Raw genomic sequence first — 13,563 nt, forward strand, 5'->3', positions numbered from 1 at the left:
CCGCCGACACCACCGCGACCGCCGCCGACACCACCGCGACCGCCGCCGACACCACCGCCCTCGACACCGCCGCCCTGGCCGCCGACACCACCGCCCCCGACACCGTCGGCCTGGCCCCCGACACCGTCGGCCTGGCCACCGCAGGCCCCGCCACCGGCGTCGGCCCCGCCGCCCGACGGTCCGCGACCGCCGGCTCCGGGTCGCCGCCGACCGCCGCGCCGGGGAGGGCCGGATGACCGCGGCCTGCCCGAGCGCGCCACGCCCGGTCCGCCCGCCGGCCGGCCATCCCGGCCTGCTGGCGCTGGCCCAGTCGTACGTCGACGACGCCGCCACCCGGGGTGAGCTGCCCCGCCGGGACCTGCGGCGGCTGCCCGGCGCCCGGGTGGACGTCGACCCGGAGTTCTGCCGCGCGGTGGCCCGGCACTTCGACCGGGCACCCCGGCGGGACGTCGGCCCGGGCCTGACGGCCCGCTACCGCAGGTTCACCGAGGAGAACCTGCGCCACTTCGCCCTGCTGGCCCGGGCCGGGATCCGCGTCGAGCCGTGGCGGGGCCCCGGGCAGCCCTATCGGGGCGCGGCCGACCTGATCGACCGTCTCGCCCGCACCGGCGTGCTGCACGTCTACCTGACCCGGGACGGCCACGGCCCCGACGGTCCCGCCCCCGACCACCCGCTGTGCGCCCCGTCCGGCGTCACGGTCGGCGGCGTCCCGCTGCTGCACAACGACATCTTCCGGGCGGTGCACGACGTGTTCGGCCACGTCATGCTCGGCGCCTCGATGGGCGTGGCGGGCGAGTTCCTGGCCGCGTACGGGCACATGGCCATGTACCCGCCCGAGGTGCATCCCGTCGTCTTCACCGAGCAGGTCAGTCAGATCTGCTGGTTCTTCCACGGCCCACACCTGGCCGACCGGTCGGGGCGGTGGCCCCGGCGCGGCGAGCCGGGGTGGATCCCCCCGTCCGAGCGGCCCTACCCGGAGCAGAAGCTGTTCCCCTGCCCGCCGGGTTTCCTCGACCGCTTCACCGCAAGCTTCACGGAGGAAGCAGTATGACCGACACGGCTGCCCACCCCCTGTCCGCGGTGCGGGCGGAGTTCCCGTTCCTCGCCCCGTCCGGCTACGGCCCGCCGCTGGCCTATCTCGACAACGCCGCGACGACGCAGAAACCCCGCCCGGTCCTCGACGCGGTGGTCGACTTCTACACCACCGCGAACAGCAACATCGGGCGCGGCTTCTACGAGCTGAGCCGCCGGGCCACCGGCCGCTACGAGGAGGCCCGGGAGGTGGTCCGGCGGTTCGTCAACGCCGCACACGCCGACGAGATCGTGTTCACGCGCGGCACGACGGACGCGGTGAACCTGCTCGCCGACACCTTCGCCGAGCGGATCGTCGGGCCGGGCGACGACATCGTGGTCACCGGCATGGAACACAACTCGAACCTGCTGCCGTGGCGTCGGCTCTGCGAACGGCGCGGGGCGAGACTGCGGATCGTGCCGTCGCCGGCCGGCGGGCCGGTCCGGCCGGACGACCTGGCCGCCGTACTGGGCCACCGGACCCGCCTCGTCGCGGTCAGCCACGTCTCCAACGTGCTCGGCACCGTCAACCCGGTACGGGAACTCGCCGCCGTGGCGCACGACCGGGGCGTGCCGGTGGTCGTCGACGGCGCGCAGGCGGTCGCGCACCTGCCCGTCGACGTGCGGGAGATCGGCGCGGACTTCTACTGCTTCTCGGGTCACAAGGTGTACGCCCCGATGGGCTCCGGGGTGCTCTACGGCCGCCGCGAGCTGCTCGCCGACCTGCCGCCCTACCAGGTGGGCGGCGGGACGGTGAAGGGCGTCTCGCACGACGCCCCGGTGTCCTACGTGCCGGTCCCGGCGCGGCTGGAGGCCGGCACCCCCGACATCGGCGCGGCGGTCGGGCTGGCCACCGCGCTGACCTGGCTGGACGGCCTCGGCCGGGACGCGGTGCGGGCACACGACGCGGACCTGGTCCGGTACGCCGTCGAGGTGCTGCGCGGCGTCGACCGGGTCCGGGTCGTCGGCGACCCGGCGGCGGACCCGGCGGGCATCGTCTCCATCGCCGTGGACGGCCTGCATCCGTACGACGTGGGCGGGCACCTCGACCGGCACGGCATCGCCGTGCGGTCGGGCGTGCACTGCGCCAGCGCGTTCCTCGACGACCTGGGGCTGCTCGGCACGGTGCGGCTCTCCTTCGCGGTCTACAGCACCCGCGACGAGGTCGACCGGGTCGCCGAGGCGCTGCGCACCGTGCGGGCGGGGGAGTGGACCACCGACTACCCCGACACGCGGTTCCGGTGACCGCCGGGCCGAGCCCGGTCGTCACCCGGGAGCCGGGCTTCGACACGCTGCCGGCCGAGGAACTGGCGTCGGCCGCGCTGGGCGGGGCCCGCCGGCACGGCGCCGCCTACGCCGACGTACGGCTGCGGCGGGTGCGGACGCTGCGCGAGCGCGTCCGCGACGGCCAGCCCGAGGGCACCCAGGAGAGCGTCGAGACCGGGGCGGGCGTGCGGGTCCTCGTCGACGGCACCTGGGGGTTCGCCGCCGGCGTCGACCTCACCCCGCCGGGGCTGGCCGCGCTGGCCGCCCGCGCCTGCGAGCAGGCCCGGACGCTGCGCCCGCTGCGGGGCGCGCCGGCGCGCCTGGCGCCCGAGCCGGTCCACGGCCCGGCGGTCTGGGAGTCGCCGTGCGAGGTGGACCCCTTCGCCGTACCCGCCGCCGAGCGGACCGCCCTGCTGGCCCGCTGGTGCGACGTGCTGCGCGCCGGCGGCGTCGACCTCGCCGAGGCGTTCCTGCAGGTCTTCCGCGAGTCCACCGTCTACCACGACAGCGAGGGCCGGCGGATCCGGCAGCGGCGGACCTGGCTGCACCCGATGGTGATCGGGTTCCGGATCGACTCCGACAACGGCGCCTTCGAGACCATGCGTACCCTCGGGCCGCCGGCCGCCCGAGGCTGGGAGTACCTGACCGGGACCGGCTGGGACTGGGCGGGGGAACTCGCCCGGATGCCCGGCCAGCTGGCCGAGAAGCTGGCCGCCCCCTCCGTCGAGCCGGGCGAGTACGACCTGGTCGTCGACCCGACCAACCTGTGGTTGACGATCCACGAGACCGTCGGGCACGCCACCGAGCTGGACCGGATCCTCGGCCGGGAGGCGGCCTTCGCCGGCACCTCGTTCGTCACGGGCGACGACGTCGGGTCGCTGCGCTACGGCTCGCCCGCGATGAACGTGGTCGCCGACCGGACCACCCCGCACGCGCTCGCCACGATCGGCTACGACGACGACGGCGTGGCCGCCCGGTCGTGGCCGCTCATCCGCGACGGGGTGCTGGTGGGCACGCAGCACGACCGGCAGACCGCCGGCGCCGCCGGGCTGGAGCGCTCCACCGGCTGCGCGTACGCCGAGTCGTACCGGCACCTGCCCGTGCAGCGGATGCCGAACGTGTCGCTGCGTCCCGCGCCGGGCGGGCCGGACACCCGCGAACTGATCGGCCGGGTCCGGGACGGGCTGTACGTGGTCGGCGACAACAGTTTCTCCATCGACATGGCGCGGGTGAACTTCCAGTTCACCGGGCAGCGCTTCTACCGGATCCGGGACGGCCGGCTCGCCGGTCAGGTGCGCGACGCCGCGTACACCGGGACGACGCTGGAGTTCTGGCGGTCCCTGGAGGCGGTGGGCGGCCCGCAGACGTGGCTGCTGTCCGGCGCGGGGCAGTGCGGCAAGGCCCAACCGCTGCAACTCGCCGCCGCCGGACACGGGTGCCCCTCGGCGCTGTTCCGCCGCGTACGCGTCACCAGCACCCGGGCGGAGGTGCCCGCGTGAGGACGCCACGGCCACGGGAGACTGTCGAGATCGCGCTCGCCGCCGCGCGCGGCGGCGACTGCGTGGTGATCGTGGAGCAGGGCCCCGACACGCACCTGCGCTGGGCGGACAACGCGCTGACCGGCAGCGGCAGCGGTGACGTGCACCGGGTGTCGGTGGTGAGCGTGGTCGCCGGCCGGGTGGGCGCGGTGTCGCTGTGCGGGCCGGCCGACCGGGCCGAGATCGTGGCGCTGGTCCGGGCGGCGGAGGAGGCCGCCCGGCAGGCCCCGCCGGCCCCGGACGCGCGACCCCTGCCCGCCCCCGGGGCCGGGTCGCCGCACTGGGACGATCCGGTCCCGGCGGCGCCGCCGGTGCTGGCCGGGCTGGTCGACCAGCTCGCCGCGGGGTTCGCCCGGGCCCGGCGCGACGGCGGCGTGCTGCACGGGTACGCCGAACACCGGCTGCGCAGCACGTTCCTCGGCACCTCGACGGGCGTGCGGCTGCGGCACGACGAGGCGGCCGGGCACCTCGAGCTGACCGCGCGCGGGCCGGACGGCCATCCGGTGTGGACGAACGCCGTGACGACCGACTTCACCGACGTGTCGGTGGCGGCGTTGCAGGACGAACTGGACCGGCGCCTGCGCTGGGGGCGGCGGCGGGTCGAGCTGCCGCCCGGCCGGTACGAGTGCCTGCTGCCGCCGACCGCCGTCGCGGACCTGATGAACTACGCCTACACCACGGCGGGCGCCCGGGCGGCGGCGCAGGGCAGGACGGTCTACAGCGGGTCGGGCGGTCGCACCCGGATCGGCGAGCGGCTCGCCGGCGTGCCGTTGACCCTGCGCAGCGATCCGGCGGTCGACGGGCTGCGCTGCGCGCCGTTCCTGGTGGCGCCGTCGTCGACGCCGACGAGGTCGGTGTTCGACAACGGTCTCCCGCTGGGCCCGACCCGCTGGTGGGACGAGGGCCGGCTGCGGTCGCTGGTGCAGACCCGCGACAGCGCGGACGAGCTGGGCATGCCGCTCACGCCCGTGGTGGACAACCTCATCCTCGAGGGGCCGGGCGGCGCGTCCCCCGCCGACCTCGTCGCGGCGACCCGCAACGGCCTGCTGCTGACCAGCCTCTGGTACATCCGCGAGGTCGACCTCGCCACCATGGCCCTGACCGGGCTGACCCGCGACGGCGTCTACCTGGTGCGCGACGGCGAGGTCGTCGGCGCGGTCAACAACTTCCGGTTCAACGACAGCCCGCTGGACATGGCGGCCCGGGTCACCGAGGTGGGCGCCACGGTGCCGACCCGCGCCCGGGACTGGGGCGACGCCGTGGCGCGTACGGCCATGCCGATGCTGCGCGTCCAGGACTTCCGGCTGACCGCCGCCACCCACGCGGTCTGAGCCCCGCCGCGCCTCCGTGCGCCCCCACCAGCCCGTCCGGGCGATTTCGATTCGTCGTGGCGTGGGCCGGTTGAGGAACAAATAGCGTCCGTGGGATGTGCGGCTGCGGCGATTCGATCCTCCCGTGCGGTGATCCCCTTCAGTCATACGCGAAAGCGGACATTATTTCGCAAACGATCAATGTGAGCCCGTTGACAGTCACTTTAGAAAACAATAGCGTTCGGGTCAGTGGTCCTCCGGGTTGAGCAAGCGTCAAAGACGGCGCCAAGGCATCCGGGGAATACAGGGAGGTGGAGCCGTGACTGACACGGCGAGAGAGACCTACGAGTCACTCAACATCGAGCCGAAGCCGCTGCGGCCGCACATCCTGGCTGCGGCGACGGTCGTCTTCGGCGACGACTACTACGGTGGCCGTCGGGAGACGATCAACCTGTCGGGCTTCGTGCAGATGAACAAGTGGCCGATGCCGGGGTTCAAGCACACCGTCGACGAGGACGGGACGGCGAGCTTCAACCTGGAGCTCATCAGCGCCCCCGAGGTCGGCATCAAGGGGTTCAGCTACACGCTGAACGACCGGATCCAGATCCTGTCGAACCCGTACCTGCCGAACACCGGTCACATCAAGCAGATCGTGCCCGGTAAGAACTTCCCCGCGGAGTTCTACATCCGGCGGTTCGGCATCCTGGAGACCAGCACCATGCGGCTGGCCCACCGGGGTGTCATCGACGTCAAGGGCATCGTGGACGGCCTTCCGCCGTACAAGACCCCGCTCACCTCGCCGTTCCTCGGCCGCCCGTACGGCGACCAGGGCGAGGTCATGCCGGCGCACAACGTGGTCCGGGGCACCAACCTCCCGGCCGCGTGGTACCCGTCGAACGACGACAACGAGGCCGTCGGCAACACGCCGAGCGCCTTCTTCGCGTCGAGCATCGGCCCGTGCGTCTCGATGCTGGTCGACCCGTCGATCATCATCCAGGCCTCGACCGAGGCGAAGATCAAGGTCGAGGTCAACGGCCGCACCGAGGAGATCGAGCTCGCCGGCGACTACCCGCTCGCCGCGGGCGCCGAGATCCTCCTCTTCGGGCCGGAGAAGCACGACCAGGGCTCCGGGGTGCTGGCCCAGCTCGCCCGTGTGGCGCTGGTGGGCAACAGCCCGGCGCTGGGCGGCAAGGTCATGCTGCGGGCCAGCTTCTTCACCGTCTCGGGCGGCCAGCTCGGCGACGGCAACGAGGAGAGCCTGAGCCGGCTGCGCTACCCGGGTGAGCTGCACTTCGACGCTCACTTCGAGCTGGTGACCCCGTCCGCCACGCTCTACGCGGCGGCCCCGGTCCACCTGAGCGGCCAGCTCAAGGACCTGGAGCCGACCGGCACGCTGCTGACCGCCGACCACGCCGACGCCGCGCTGCGGACGAAGGACGGCGAGTCCCGGGCGCGCCTGACCGGCGTGTCGCTGAAGCTCGGTGACGCGCTGGTGGGCTCGGAAGCCTACGTCAGCGCGTGACGACCAACCGCCGTTGGTAGTCCCGAAAGACGTCGTCCCGGGTGGCCTCCTGTCACCCGGGACGCCGTCACTCTCCAGGGGTGGCAGACATGTTCGAGCGGTTCACCGACCGAGCGCGACGGGTTGTCGTCCTGGCCCAGGAAGAGGCCCGGATGCTCAACCACAACTACATCGGTACGGAGCACATCCTGTTGGGCCTGATCCATGAGGGTGAGGGTGTCGCGGCGAAGGCTCTGGAGAGTCTCGGCATCTCGCTTGAGGGTGTGCGGCAGCAGGTCGAGGAGATCATCGGCCAGGGTCAGCAGGCGCCGAGCGGGCACATTCCGTTCACGCCGCGGGCGAAGAAGGTGTTGGAGCTGTCGCTGCGTGAGGCGTTGCAGCTCGGGCACAACTACATCGGCACGGAGCACATTCTGCTCGGTTTGATCCGTGAGGGTGAGGGCGTCGCCGCGCAGGTGCTGGTGAAGCTGGGGGCGGATCTGAATCGGGTCCGTCAGCAGGTGATCCAGTTGCTGTCGGGTTATCAGGGTAAGGAGCCGGCCGCGGCGGGTGCCGCGCCGGGTGAGGCCGCGCCGTCGACGAGTCTGGTGCTGGACCAGTTCGGCCGGAACCTGACCCAGGCCGCGCGTGAGGGCAAGCTCGACCCGGTGATCGGGCGGGAGAAGGAGATCGAGCGGGTCATGCAGGTGCTGTCCCGCCGTACGAAGAACAACCCGGTCCTGATCGGTGAGCCCGGTGTCGGTAAGACCGCCGTGGTGGAGGGGCTATCTCAGAAGATCATCAAGGGTGAGGTGCCCGAGACGCTGAAGGACAAGCAGCTCTACACGCTTGACCTGGGTGCCCTGGTGGCTGGTTCGCGTTACCGCGGTGACTTCGAGGAGCGTCTGAAGAAGGTGCTCAAGGAGATCCGCACGCGGGGTGACATCATCTGTTCATCGACGAGATCCACACCCTGGTGGGTGCGGGTGCGGCGGAGGGCGCGATCGACGCGGCGAGCATCCTCAAGCCGATGCTGGCCCGTGGTGAGCTGCAGACCATCGGCGCGACGACTCTGGATGAGTACCGCAAGCACCTGGAGAAGGACGCGGCGTTGGAGCGTCGGTTCCAGCCGATCCAGGTGGGTGAGCCGTCGCTGGCCCACACCATCGAGATTTTGAAGGGTCTGCGCGACCGCTACGAGGCGCACCACCGCGTCTCCATCACCGACGCCGCCCTGGTGGCGGCCGCGACGCTGGCCGACCGGTACATCTCCGACCGGTTCCTGCCGGACAAGGCGATCGACCTGATCGACGAGGCGGGTGCGCGGATGCGGATCCGTCGGATGACGGCGCCGCCGGACCTGCGGGACTTCGACGAGCGGATCGCGCAGGTGCGTCGGGACAAGGAGTCCGCGATCGACGCGCAGGACTTCGAGCGCGCCGCGCAGTTGCGTGACACGGAGAAGCAGTTGCTCGGTCAGAAGGCGCAGCGGGAGAAGGAGTGGAAGGCCGGCGACCTGGACGTCGTCAGTGAGGTCGACGACGAGCAGATCGCGGAGGTGCTCGGCAACTGGACCGGTATTCCGGTCTACAAGTTGACCGAGGAGGAGACCTCGCGTCTGCTGCGCATGGAGGACGAGCTGCACAAGCGCGTCATCGGGCAGGAGGACGCGGTCAAGGCGGTGTCGAAGGCGATCCGGCGTACCCGGGCGGGTTGAAGGACCCGAAGCGCCCGTCGGGGTCGTTCATCTTCGCCGGCCCGTCGGTGTCGGTAAGACCGAGCTGTCCAAGGCCCTGGCGGAGTTCCTGTTCGGGTCCGAGGACGCGCTGATCCAGTTGGACATGTCGGAGTTCCACGACCGGTACACGGTGTCGCGGCTGGTGGTGCTCCTCCCGGCTATGTCGGCTATGACGAGGGTGGTCAGCTGACGGAGAAGGTGCGGCGTCGGCCGTTCTCGGTGGTGTTGTTCGACGAGATCGAGAAGGCTCACCCGGATGTGTTCAACACGTTGTTGCAGATCCTGGAGGACGGTCGGCTGACCGATGGTCAGGGTCGGATCGTGGACTTCAAGAACACGGTGATCATCCTGACCACGAACCTGGGCACCGCGACGTGGCGAAGGCGGTGTCGCTGGGCTTCCAGGCCTCGGAGGACTCGGAGTCGAACTACGACCGGATGAAGCAGAAGGTCAACGACGAGCTCAAGCAGCATTCCGGCCGGAGTTCCTGAACCGTATCGATGACACGATCGTGTTCCATCAGCTGCGGCAGAACGAGATCCTGTCGATCGTGGACATCATGATCGCGCGGATCGAGACGCAGTTGCGGAACAAGGACATGGGTCTGGAGCTGACCGACAACGCCAAGAAGTACCTGGCCACGAAGGGCTTCGACCCGGTCCTCGGTGCCCGTCCGCTGCGTCGCACGATCCAGCGTGACATCGAGGACAACCTGTCCGAGCGGATCCTGTTCAACGAACTGACCCCCGGCCAGATCGTCGTCGTCGACTGCGAAGGCGACCCCAACAACACCGACAAGTCCACACTCGTGTTCAGAGGGGCCGACAAACCGGCCCCCGGGCAACTTCCCGAAACCGGGGCGGTGACGGCATGACCGGCGTACGCGAGCACGAGCCCGTCACCGACCCGCCCACGGGGGCGGACACGCTTCGCTTCCTGGGCCCGGTGGACGGTGGGCTGCCCGACGAGCCGACCTCGGAACACGTCGGCACCGGGCAGATCCTCCGGCTGCTCACCCGGCAGTTGTTCGCGATCCCCACCACCACCGACCCGTCGGCCCGGCCGGTGGCGGACGCGGCCGTCGAACTGCCCACGGTGGGCAACGGGGGCATCAGCGCCGACGGGCGTACCTGGCGCGTCCGGCTGCGCGGCGGCATCCGGTGGGACGCCCAGGCCGCCCGCGAACTGACCGCCGGCGACGTCGTGCGTGGCCTCAAGCGCAGCGCCCACCCGCTCGCCCGGTCGATGCGCCCGTACCTCGGCGAGATCATCGAGGGCATGGCGGACTACTACCGGGCGTACGACGAGGCGCTCGGGCACTGGGAGGCGCACGCCCCCGCGTTCGCCCAGTTCCAGCAGAGCACCCGGATCCCGGGGCTGCGCGCCGAGGGGGACACCGTCGTCCTTCGCCTCACCGCGCCGGCCAACGACCTCGTCGACCTGCTCGCCACGGGATTCACCGCGGCGGCACCCCGGGAGTACGACTACTACGTGCCCGAGAGCCCGGAACTGTACCGCTGCACGCCCTCCGCCGGGCCGTACCGCATCGCCAAGCGGTTGTCTCCGGGCGGCGACCTCGTCCTGGAGCCCAACCCCCGGTGGGATCCGGCCACCGACCCGGTACGCCGCCGCACGGCGCGGCGCATCGAGGTCGTCGCGGCGGCCGACGGCCAGCCGACCCACCCGGCAGCGGGCTTCGGAGTGCTGTCCTGGTCGGTGCCGTCGCCACCGGCCGGGTTCGCGGCCACCGGGTGCAGCTACTACCTCTCGGCGGGCGCCGGTGGGGCGGCCCAGCCCTTCGCCGTACGACACGCGCTGTCCTGGGCGCTGGACCGCGCGGCGCTCGCCGAGGCGGCGTGCAAGGCCGGCGCCGACGGGGCCGCCACCCAGCACGGCGTCCTGCAGCCGGGGCACCCGGCGTCGGAACGCGACGCCGACGGCGCGCCCGACGTCGGCGACCCGGAGCGGGCGAGGCCCCTGCTCGCCGACGCCGGGCTCACGGAGGGGACCCGGCTGACCCTGGGCGTTCCGGCCGGCTCCCGGGCGGGCGCGGTGGCCGCCGCCCTGGTCGCGGTGTCGGCGCGGTACGGGATCACCCTCGTCCCCGTCCCGTCGGCCTCCACCGGGGGGCCGGGCGTCGACCTCGTGCTGCACGAGTGGGCGCCGGCCTGGGCCGGCGACGCCGGCCGCGACCTGGTGCACCGGATGTGGCCCTCCGACGGCCGCTCCGGCGACCCGGCCGCGGTGGCCCGGGAGGCGCTGCGGGCCATGGACCCGGGCACGGCGCTGGCGCTGTGGCGTCGCTTCGACCGGTCGGCCACGGCGGACCTGCGGCTCGTACCGCTGATCGTGGCGGCCTGGCCGCGGGCGCGGGCGGACGCCGTGGCCGCCGGGGCGGCCCGGTGGTAGGGACCGCCCCGGGCTGACCGGCCCGGCGGCGTGGCGGGCCGGTCGTGGACGCGACCGGCCCGCGCCACGTGCGGAGGCCGTGCACGCGACCGGCGGCCCCGGCGGACGCCGTCGTCACGACCCGCCGGCCTCGGGGTCCACCGGGAGATCCAGCTCGGCGAGGAACGCCGTCGCCGCGGGGGTGAGGGTGAAGCGGTTCCAGACGAGGTGCTCGACCCGGACGGGGGCGTCCCGCACCGGCACCGTGACCACGCCCGTGAGGTGCGGCGTGTAGTTCGACGGCAGCAGGGCGACGGCGAGGTTCTGCCGGATGAGCCGGGTCATCATGACGTCGACGGTGGTCACCTCGAAGGCGACCTCGCGGCGGACGCCGGCGGCGGCGAAGGCCTGGTCGGACTGGGCGCGTCCCGCCGTGCCCGCGGGCAGGTCCACGAACGCCTCGGCGGAGAGCCGGGCGAGGTCGACCTCGGACTCCCCGGCGAGCGGATGGTCGGGCGCGACGACAGCGACCAGCCGATCGTGGGCCAGCCGCCGGGTGCCGACCCCCTCGGGCCGGGCCGTCACGGGCAGACCGAGGAAGGCCACCTCGATCCCGCCCTCCTTGACCTGCTCGACCAGCTGCTCGCTGGCGCCGACGCGCAGGCCGATGCGGACGTGCGGGTGCCTCCGGTGGAAGGCGTGCAGGGCGGCCGGGATGTCGACGGCCGCGACCGTCGGGATCACGCCGACGGTGAGTCGCCCGCGGATCTCGCCGACGGCCGAGGCCACCTCGGCGGCGGCGCGTTCGGCGGCGTCGAGGCACTGCCGGGCCGCCGGAAGGAACGCCGCGCCCGCCGGGGTCAACCGCACCCGGCGGCTCGTCCGGTCGAAGAGCCGGGCGCCGAGTTCCCGCTCCAGGCGGGCGATCTGGTGGCTGAGGGCGGACTGGACGACGAGGCACCGCTCGGCGGCACGGGTGAAGCTGTTCGTCTCCGCGACGGCGACGACGTACCGCATCTGCTGAAGCTCCATCGATCCATCGTGACTCACGATGGATCGGGTGACGAACATGTGTTGGACTCATCGATCCCGGGCGCCGACGCTGGATCCCGTGAAGAACCTGGGAACATCACCGCTCCCGGCCCGCCTCACGGGCACCGCCATGACGGCGTTCGCGCCCATGGTGTGGGGCACGACGTACGTGGTGACCACCGAACTCCTGCCCCCGGGCCACCCGCTGTTCGCGGGGCTCGTACGCGCCCTGCCCGCCGGCCTGGTCGCGCTGGCGGTCACCCGGACGCTGCCGCGCGGCGCCTGGTGGCTGAAGGCGGCGGCGTTGGGACTGCTCAACATCGGCGTGTTCCTGCCGCTGCTCTTCGTCGCCGCGGAACGACTGCCCGGCGGGGTGGCCGCCACGCTGGCCGCGGCGCAGCCCCTGGTCGTGGCCCTCCTCGCCGTGGCGGTGCTGCGCCAGACTCCGTCGGCCTGGAGTCTCGCCTGGGGCGTCGCGGGCGCGGTGGGCGTCGGGCTGGTGGTCCTCGGCCCCGACGCCGGATTCGACGTGGTCGGGATCCTGGCGGGCCTCGGCGGCGCCGCCGCCATGGCGCTCGGCGTGACGCTCACCAAGCGCTGGGGCCGCCCCGACGGTGTCGGCCCGACGGCGTTCGCGGGCTGGCAGCTCGCCGCGGGGGGCCTGTTCCTGGTGCCGGTGACGTTCCTCTTCGAGGGCGCGCCGCCGGCCACCGACGCGGGCGCCGTGCTCGGCTACCTCTGGCTCGGCCTGCCCGGCGGCCTGATCGCCTACATCCTCTGGTTCCGCGGCATCACCACGCTGCCGGTCACCTCCGTCGCCGTCCTCACCCTGCTGTCGCCGATGGTGGCCGCCCTGCTGGGCGCCGTACTGCTCGACCAGGTGCTCGGCCCGCTCCAACTGCTCGGTTTCGCCCTCGCCCTCGCGGCGATCCTCGCGAGCCAGGTCACCCCGAAGTCCATCAAGGAAAGGATCATCACCCGATGAAGATCACCGTGGTCGGCGCCGCCGGCATGGCGGGCTCCCGCGTCGTCACCGAGGCCCTCGGTCGAGGCCACCACGTCACCGCCGTCCTCCGCGGCCCGCGCCCCGACACCCTGCCGAAGGAGGCGACCGTCGTACGCGGCGACGCCACGGACGTCGAGCACATGACCAGCCTGTTCACCAGCGCCGACGCGATCGTGGGCGCCACCCGCCCCGCCCCCGGCGCGGAGGACACCGTCACCGCGACCACCACGGCGCTGCTCGACGCCGCCGCCTCGGCCGGAACCCGAGCCCTGTTGATCGGCGGTTCCGCCCCCCTGCGAAGCCCGTCGGGCGGACTCGTGTTCGACGATCCCCGCTACGTACCCCCGTTCGTACGCGCCATCGCCGCCGCCAGCATCGCGCAGCTGGACGCCTGCCGGTCCCACACCGCCGACTGGGTCTACGTGAGCCCGCCCGCGCTGCTGGAACCCGGGACCCGCACCGGCGGATACCGGCGGGGCACCACCTCTCTCGTCGTGGCGGCGGACGGCTCGTCGCGGATCTCGGCGGAGGACCTCGCCGTCGCCGTCGTCGACGAGTTGGAGAACCCGGGGGCGGAACGCCACTTCGCCGTCGGCTACTGAGACGGGTAGCCGGCGGGCCGGGTGCCACGGGGACCCGGCCCGTCGGCTACCCCGGCTCCGGCTCGGCGACCGGGACCGGGACCGGGATCAGGCCCGCTCCCGGTCCCGGCG

At 72.9% G+C, this 13,563-nt stretch carries 9 protein-coding genes and 1 pseudogene; 9 read left to right on the forward strand and 1 reads right to left on the reverse strand.

The window, feature by feature from the left end; all coding sequences use genetic code 11:
- Nucleotides 1-232: 232 nt before the first annotated feature.
- The 7 genes and pseudogenes from GA0070606_RS28275 (at nt 233) to GA0070606_RS28315 (ending at nt 10,833) form a co-directional block, all read left to right on the forward strand.
- On the forward strand, nt 233-1,051 hold the full coding sequence (locus GA0070606_RS28275) for a crotonobetainyl-CoA--carnitine CoA-transferase (protein WP_091106271.1): 819 nt from the start codon (nt 233-235) through the stop codon (nt 1,049-1,051).
- A complete protein-coding gene (locus tag GA0070606_RS28280) occupies nt 1,048-2,316 on the forward strand; it encodes a cysteine desulfurase (protein WP_091106272.1) in 1,269 nt (422 codons plus the stop codon). Before GA0070606_RS28275 ends, GA0070606_RS28280 begins: the two co-directional genes overlap by 4 nt.
- A complete protein-coding gene (locus GA0070606_RS28285) occupies nt 2,280-3,836 on the forward strand; it encodes a TldD/PmbA family protein (protein ID WP_091106273.1) in 1,557 nt (518 codons plus the stop codon). Before GA0070606_RS28280 ends, GA0070606_RS28285 begins: the two co-directional genes overlap by 37 nt.
- A complete protein-coding gene (locus tag GA0070606_RS28290; RefSeq protein WP_091106274.1) occupies nt 3,833-5,206 on the forward strand; it encodes a metallopeptidase TldD-related protein in 1,374 nt (457 codons plus the stop codon). The genes GA0070606_RS28285 and GA0070606_RS28290 overlap by 4 nt, the downstream gene beginning before the upstream one ends.
- A 298-nt stretch (nt 5,207-5,504) precedes the next feature.
- Nucleotides 5,505-6,707, forward strand: a complete 1,203-nt coding sequence (locus GA0070606_RS28295; RefSeq protein ID WP_091106275.1) for a DUF6004 family protein — start codon at nt 5,505-5,507, stop codon at nt 6,705-6,707.
- Nucleotides 6,708-6,796: 89 nt separating this feature from the next.
- Nucleotides 6,797-9,298 (forward strand): annotated as a pseudogene (locus GA0070606_RS33585) (ATP-dependent Clp protease ATP-binding subunit).
- Nucleotides 9,295-10,833 (forward strand): ABC transporter substrate-binding protein, encoded by a 1,539-nt coding sequence (locus GA0070606_RS28315; protein WP_091106277.1) that lies wholly within the window; start codon nt 9,295-9,297, stop codon nt 10,831-10,833. Before GA0070606_RS33585 ends, GA0070606_RS28315 begins: the two are co-directional and overlap by 4 nt.
- A gap of 114 nt (nt 10,834-10,947) precedes the next feature.
- Here the strand turns inward: GA0070606_RS28315 and GA0070606_RS28320 are convergent, their stop codons facing one another.
- Nucleotides 10,948-11,844, reverse strand: coding sequence for a LysR family transcriptional regulator (locus GA0070606_RS28320; RefSeq protein ID WP_091106278.1), 897 nt, complete (start codon nt 11,842-11,844; stop codon nt 10,948-10,950).
- A gap of 79 nt (nt 11,845-11,923) precedes the next feature.
- Between GA0070606_RS28320 and GA0070606_RS28325 the strand changes: the two genes are divergently transcribed.
- Both GA0070606_RS28325 and GA0070606_RS28330 read left to right on the forward strand, forming a co-directional pair.
- A complete protein-coding gene (locus tag GA0070606_RS28325) occupies nt 11,924-12,829 on the forward strand; it encodes an EamA family transporter (protein WP_245724844.1) in 906 nt (301 codons plus the stop codon).
- On the forward strand, nt 12,826-13,452 hold the full coding sequence (locus GA0070606_RS28330; RefSeq protein WP_091106279.1) for an NAD(P)-dependent oxidoreductase: 627 nt from the start codon (nt 12,826-12,828) through the stop codon (nt 13,450-13,452). The genes GA0070606_RS28325 and GA0070606_RS28330 overlap by 4 nt, the downstream gene beginning before the upstream one ends.
- The last annotated feature ends 111 nt before the right edge of the window (nt 13,453-13,563 follow it).

Origin of the sequence: Micromonospora citrea (assembly GCF_900090315.1) — a bacterium.
GTDB classification, from domain to species: domain Bacteria; phylum Actinomycetota; class Actinomycetes; order Mycobacteriales; family Micromonosporaceae; genus Micromonospora; species Micromonospora citrea.

Bases quoted from the DNA above. Each gene is read 5' to 3' on its own strand.
- GA0070606_RS28275 (WP_091106271.1), top strand. From the start codon at position 233: ATGACCGCGGCCTGCCCGAGCGCGCCACGCCCGGTCCGCCCGCCGGCC.
- GA0070606_RS28280 (WP_091106272.1), top strand. From the start codon at position 1,048: ATGACCGACACGGCTGCCCACCCCCTGTCCGCGGTGCGGGCGGAGTTC.
- GA0070606_RS28315 (WP_091106277.1), top strand. From the start codon at position 9,295: ATGACCGGCGTACGCGAGCACGAGCCCGTCACCGACCCGCCCACGGGG.
- GA0070606_RS28320 (WP_091106278.1), bottom strand. From the start codon at position 11,844: ATGGAGCTTCAGCAGATGCGGTACGTCGTCGCCGTCGCGGAGACGAAC.
- GA0070606_RS28330 (WP_091106279.1), top strand. From the start codon at position 12,826: ATGAAGATCACCGTGGTCGGCGCCGCCGGCATGGCGGGCTCCCGCGTC.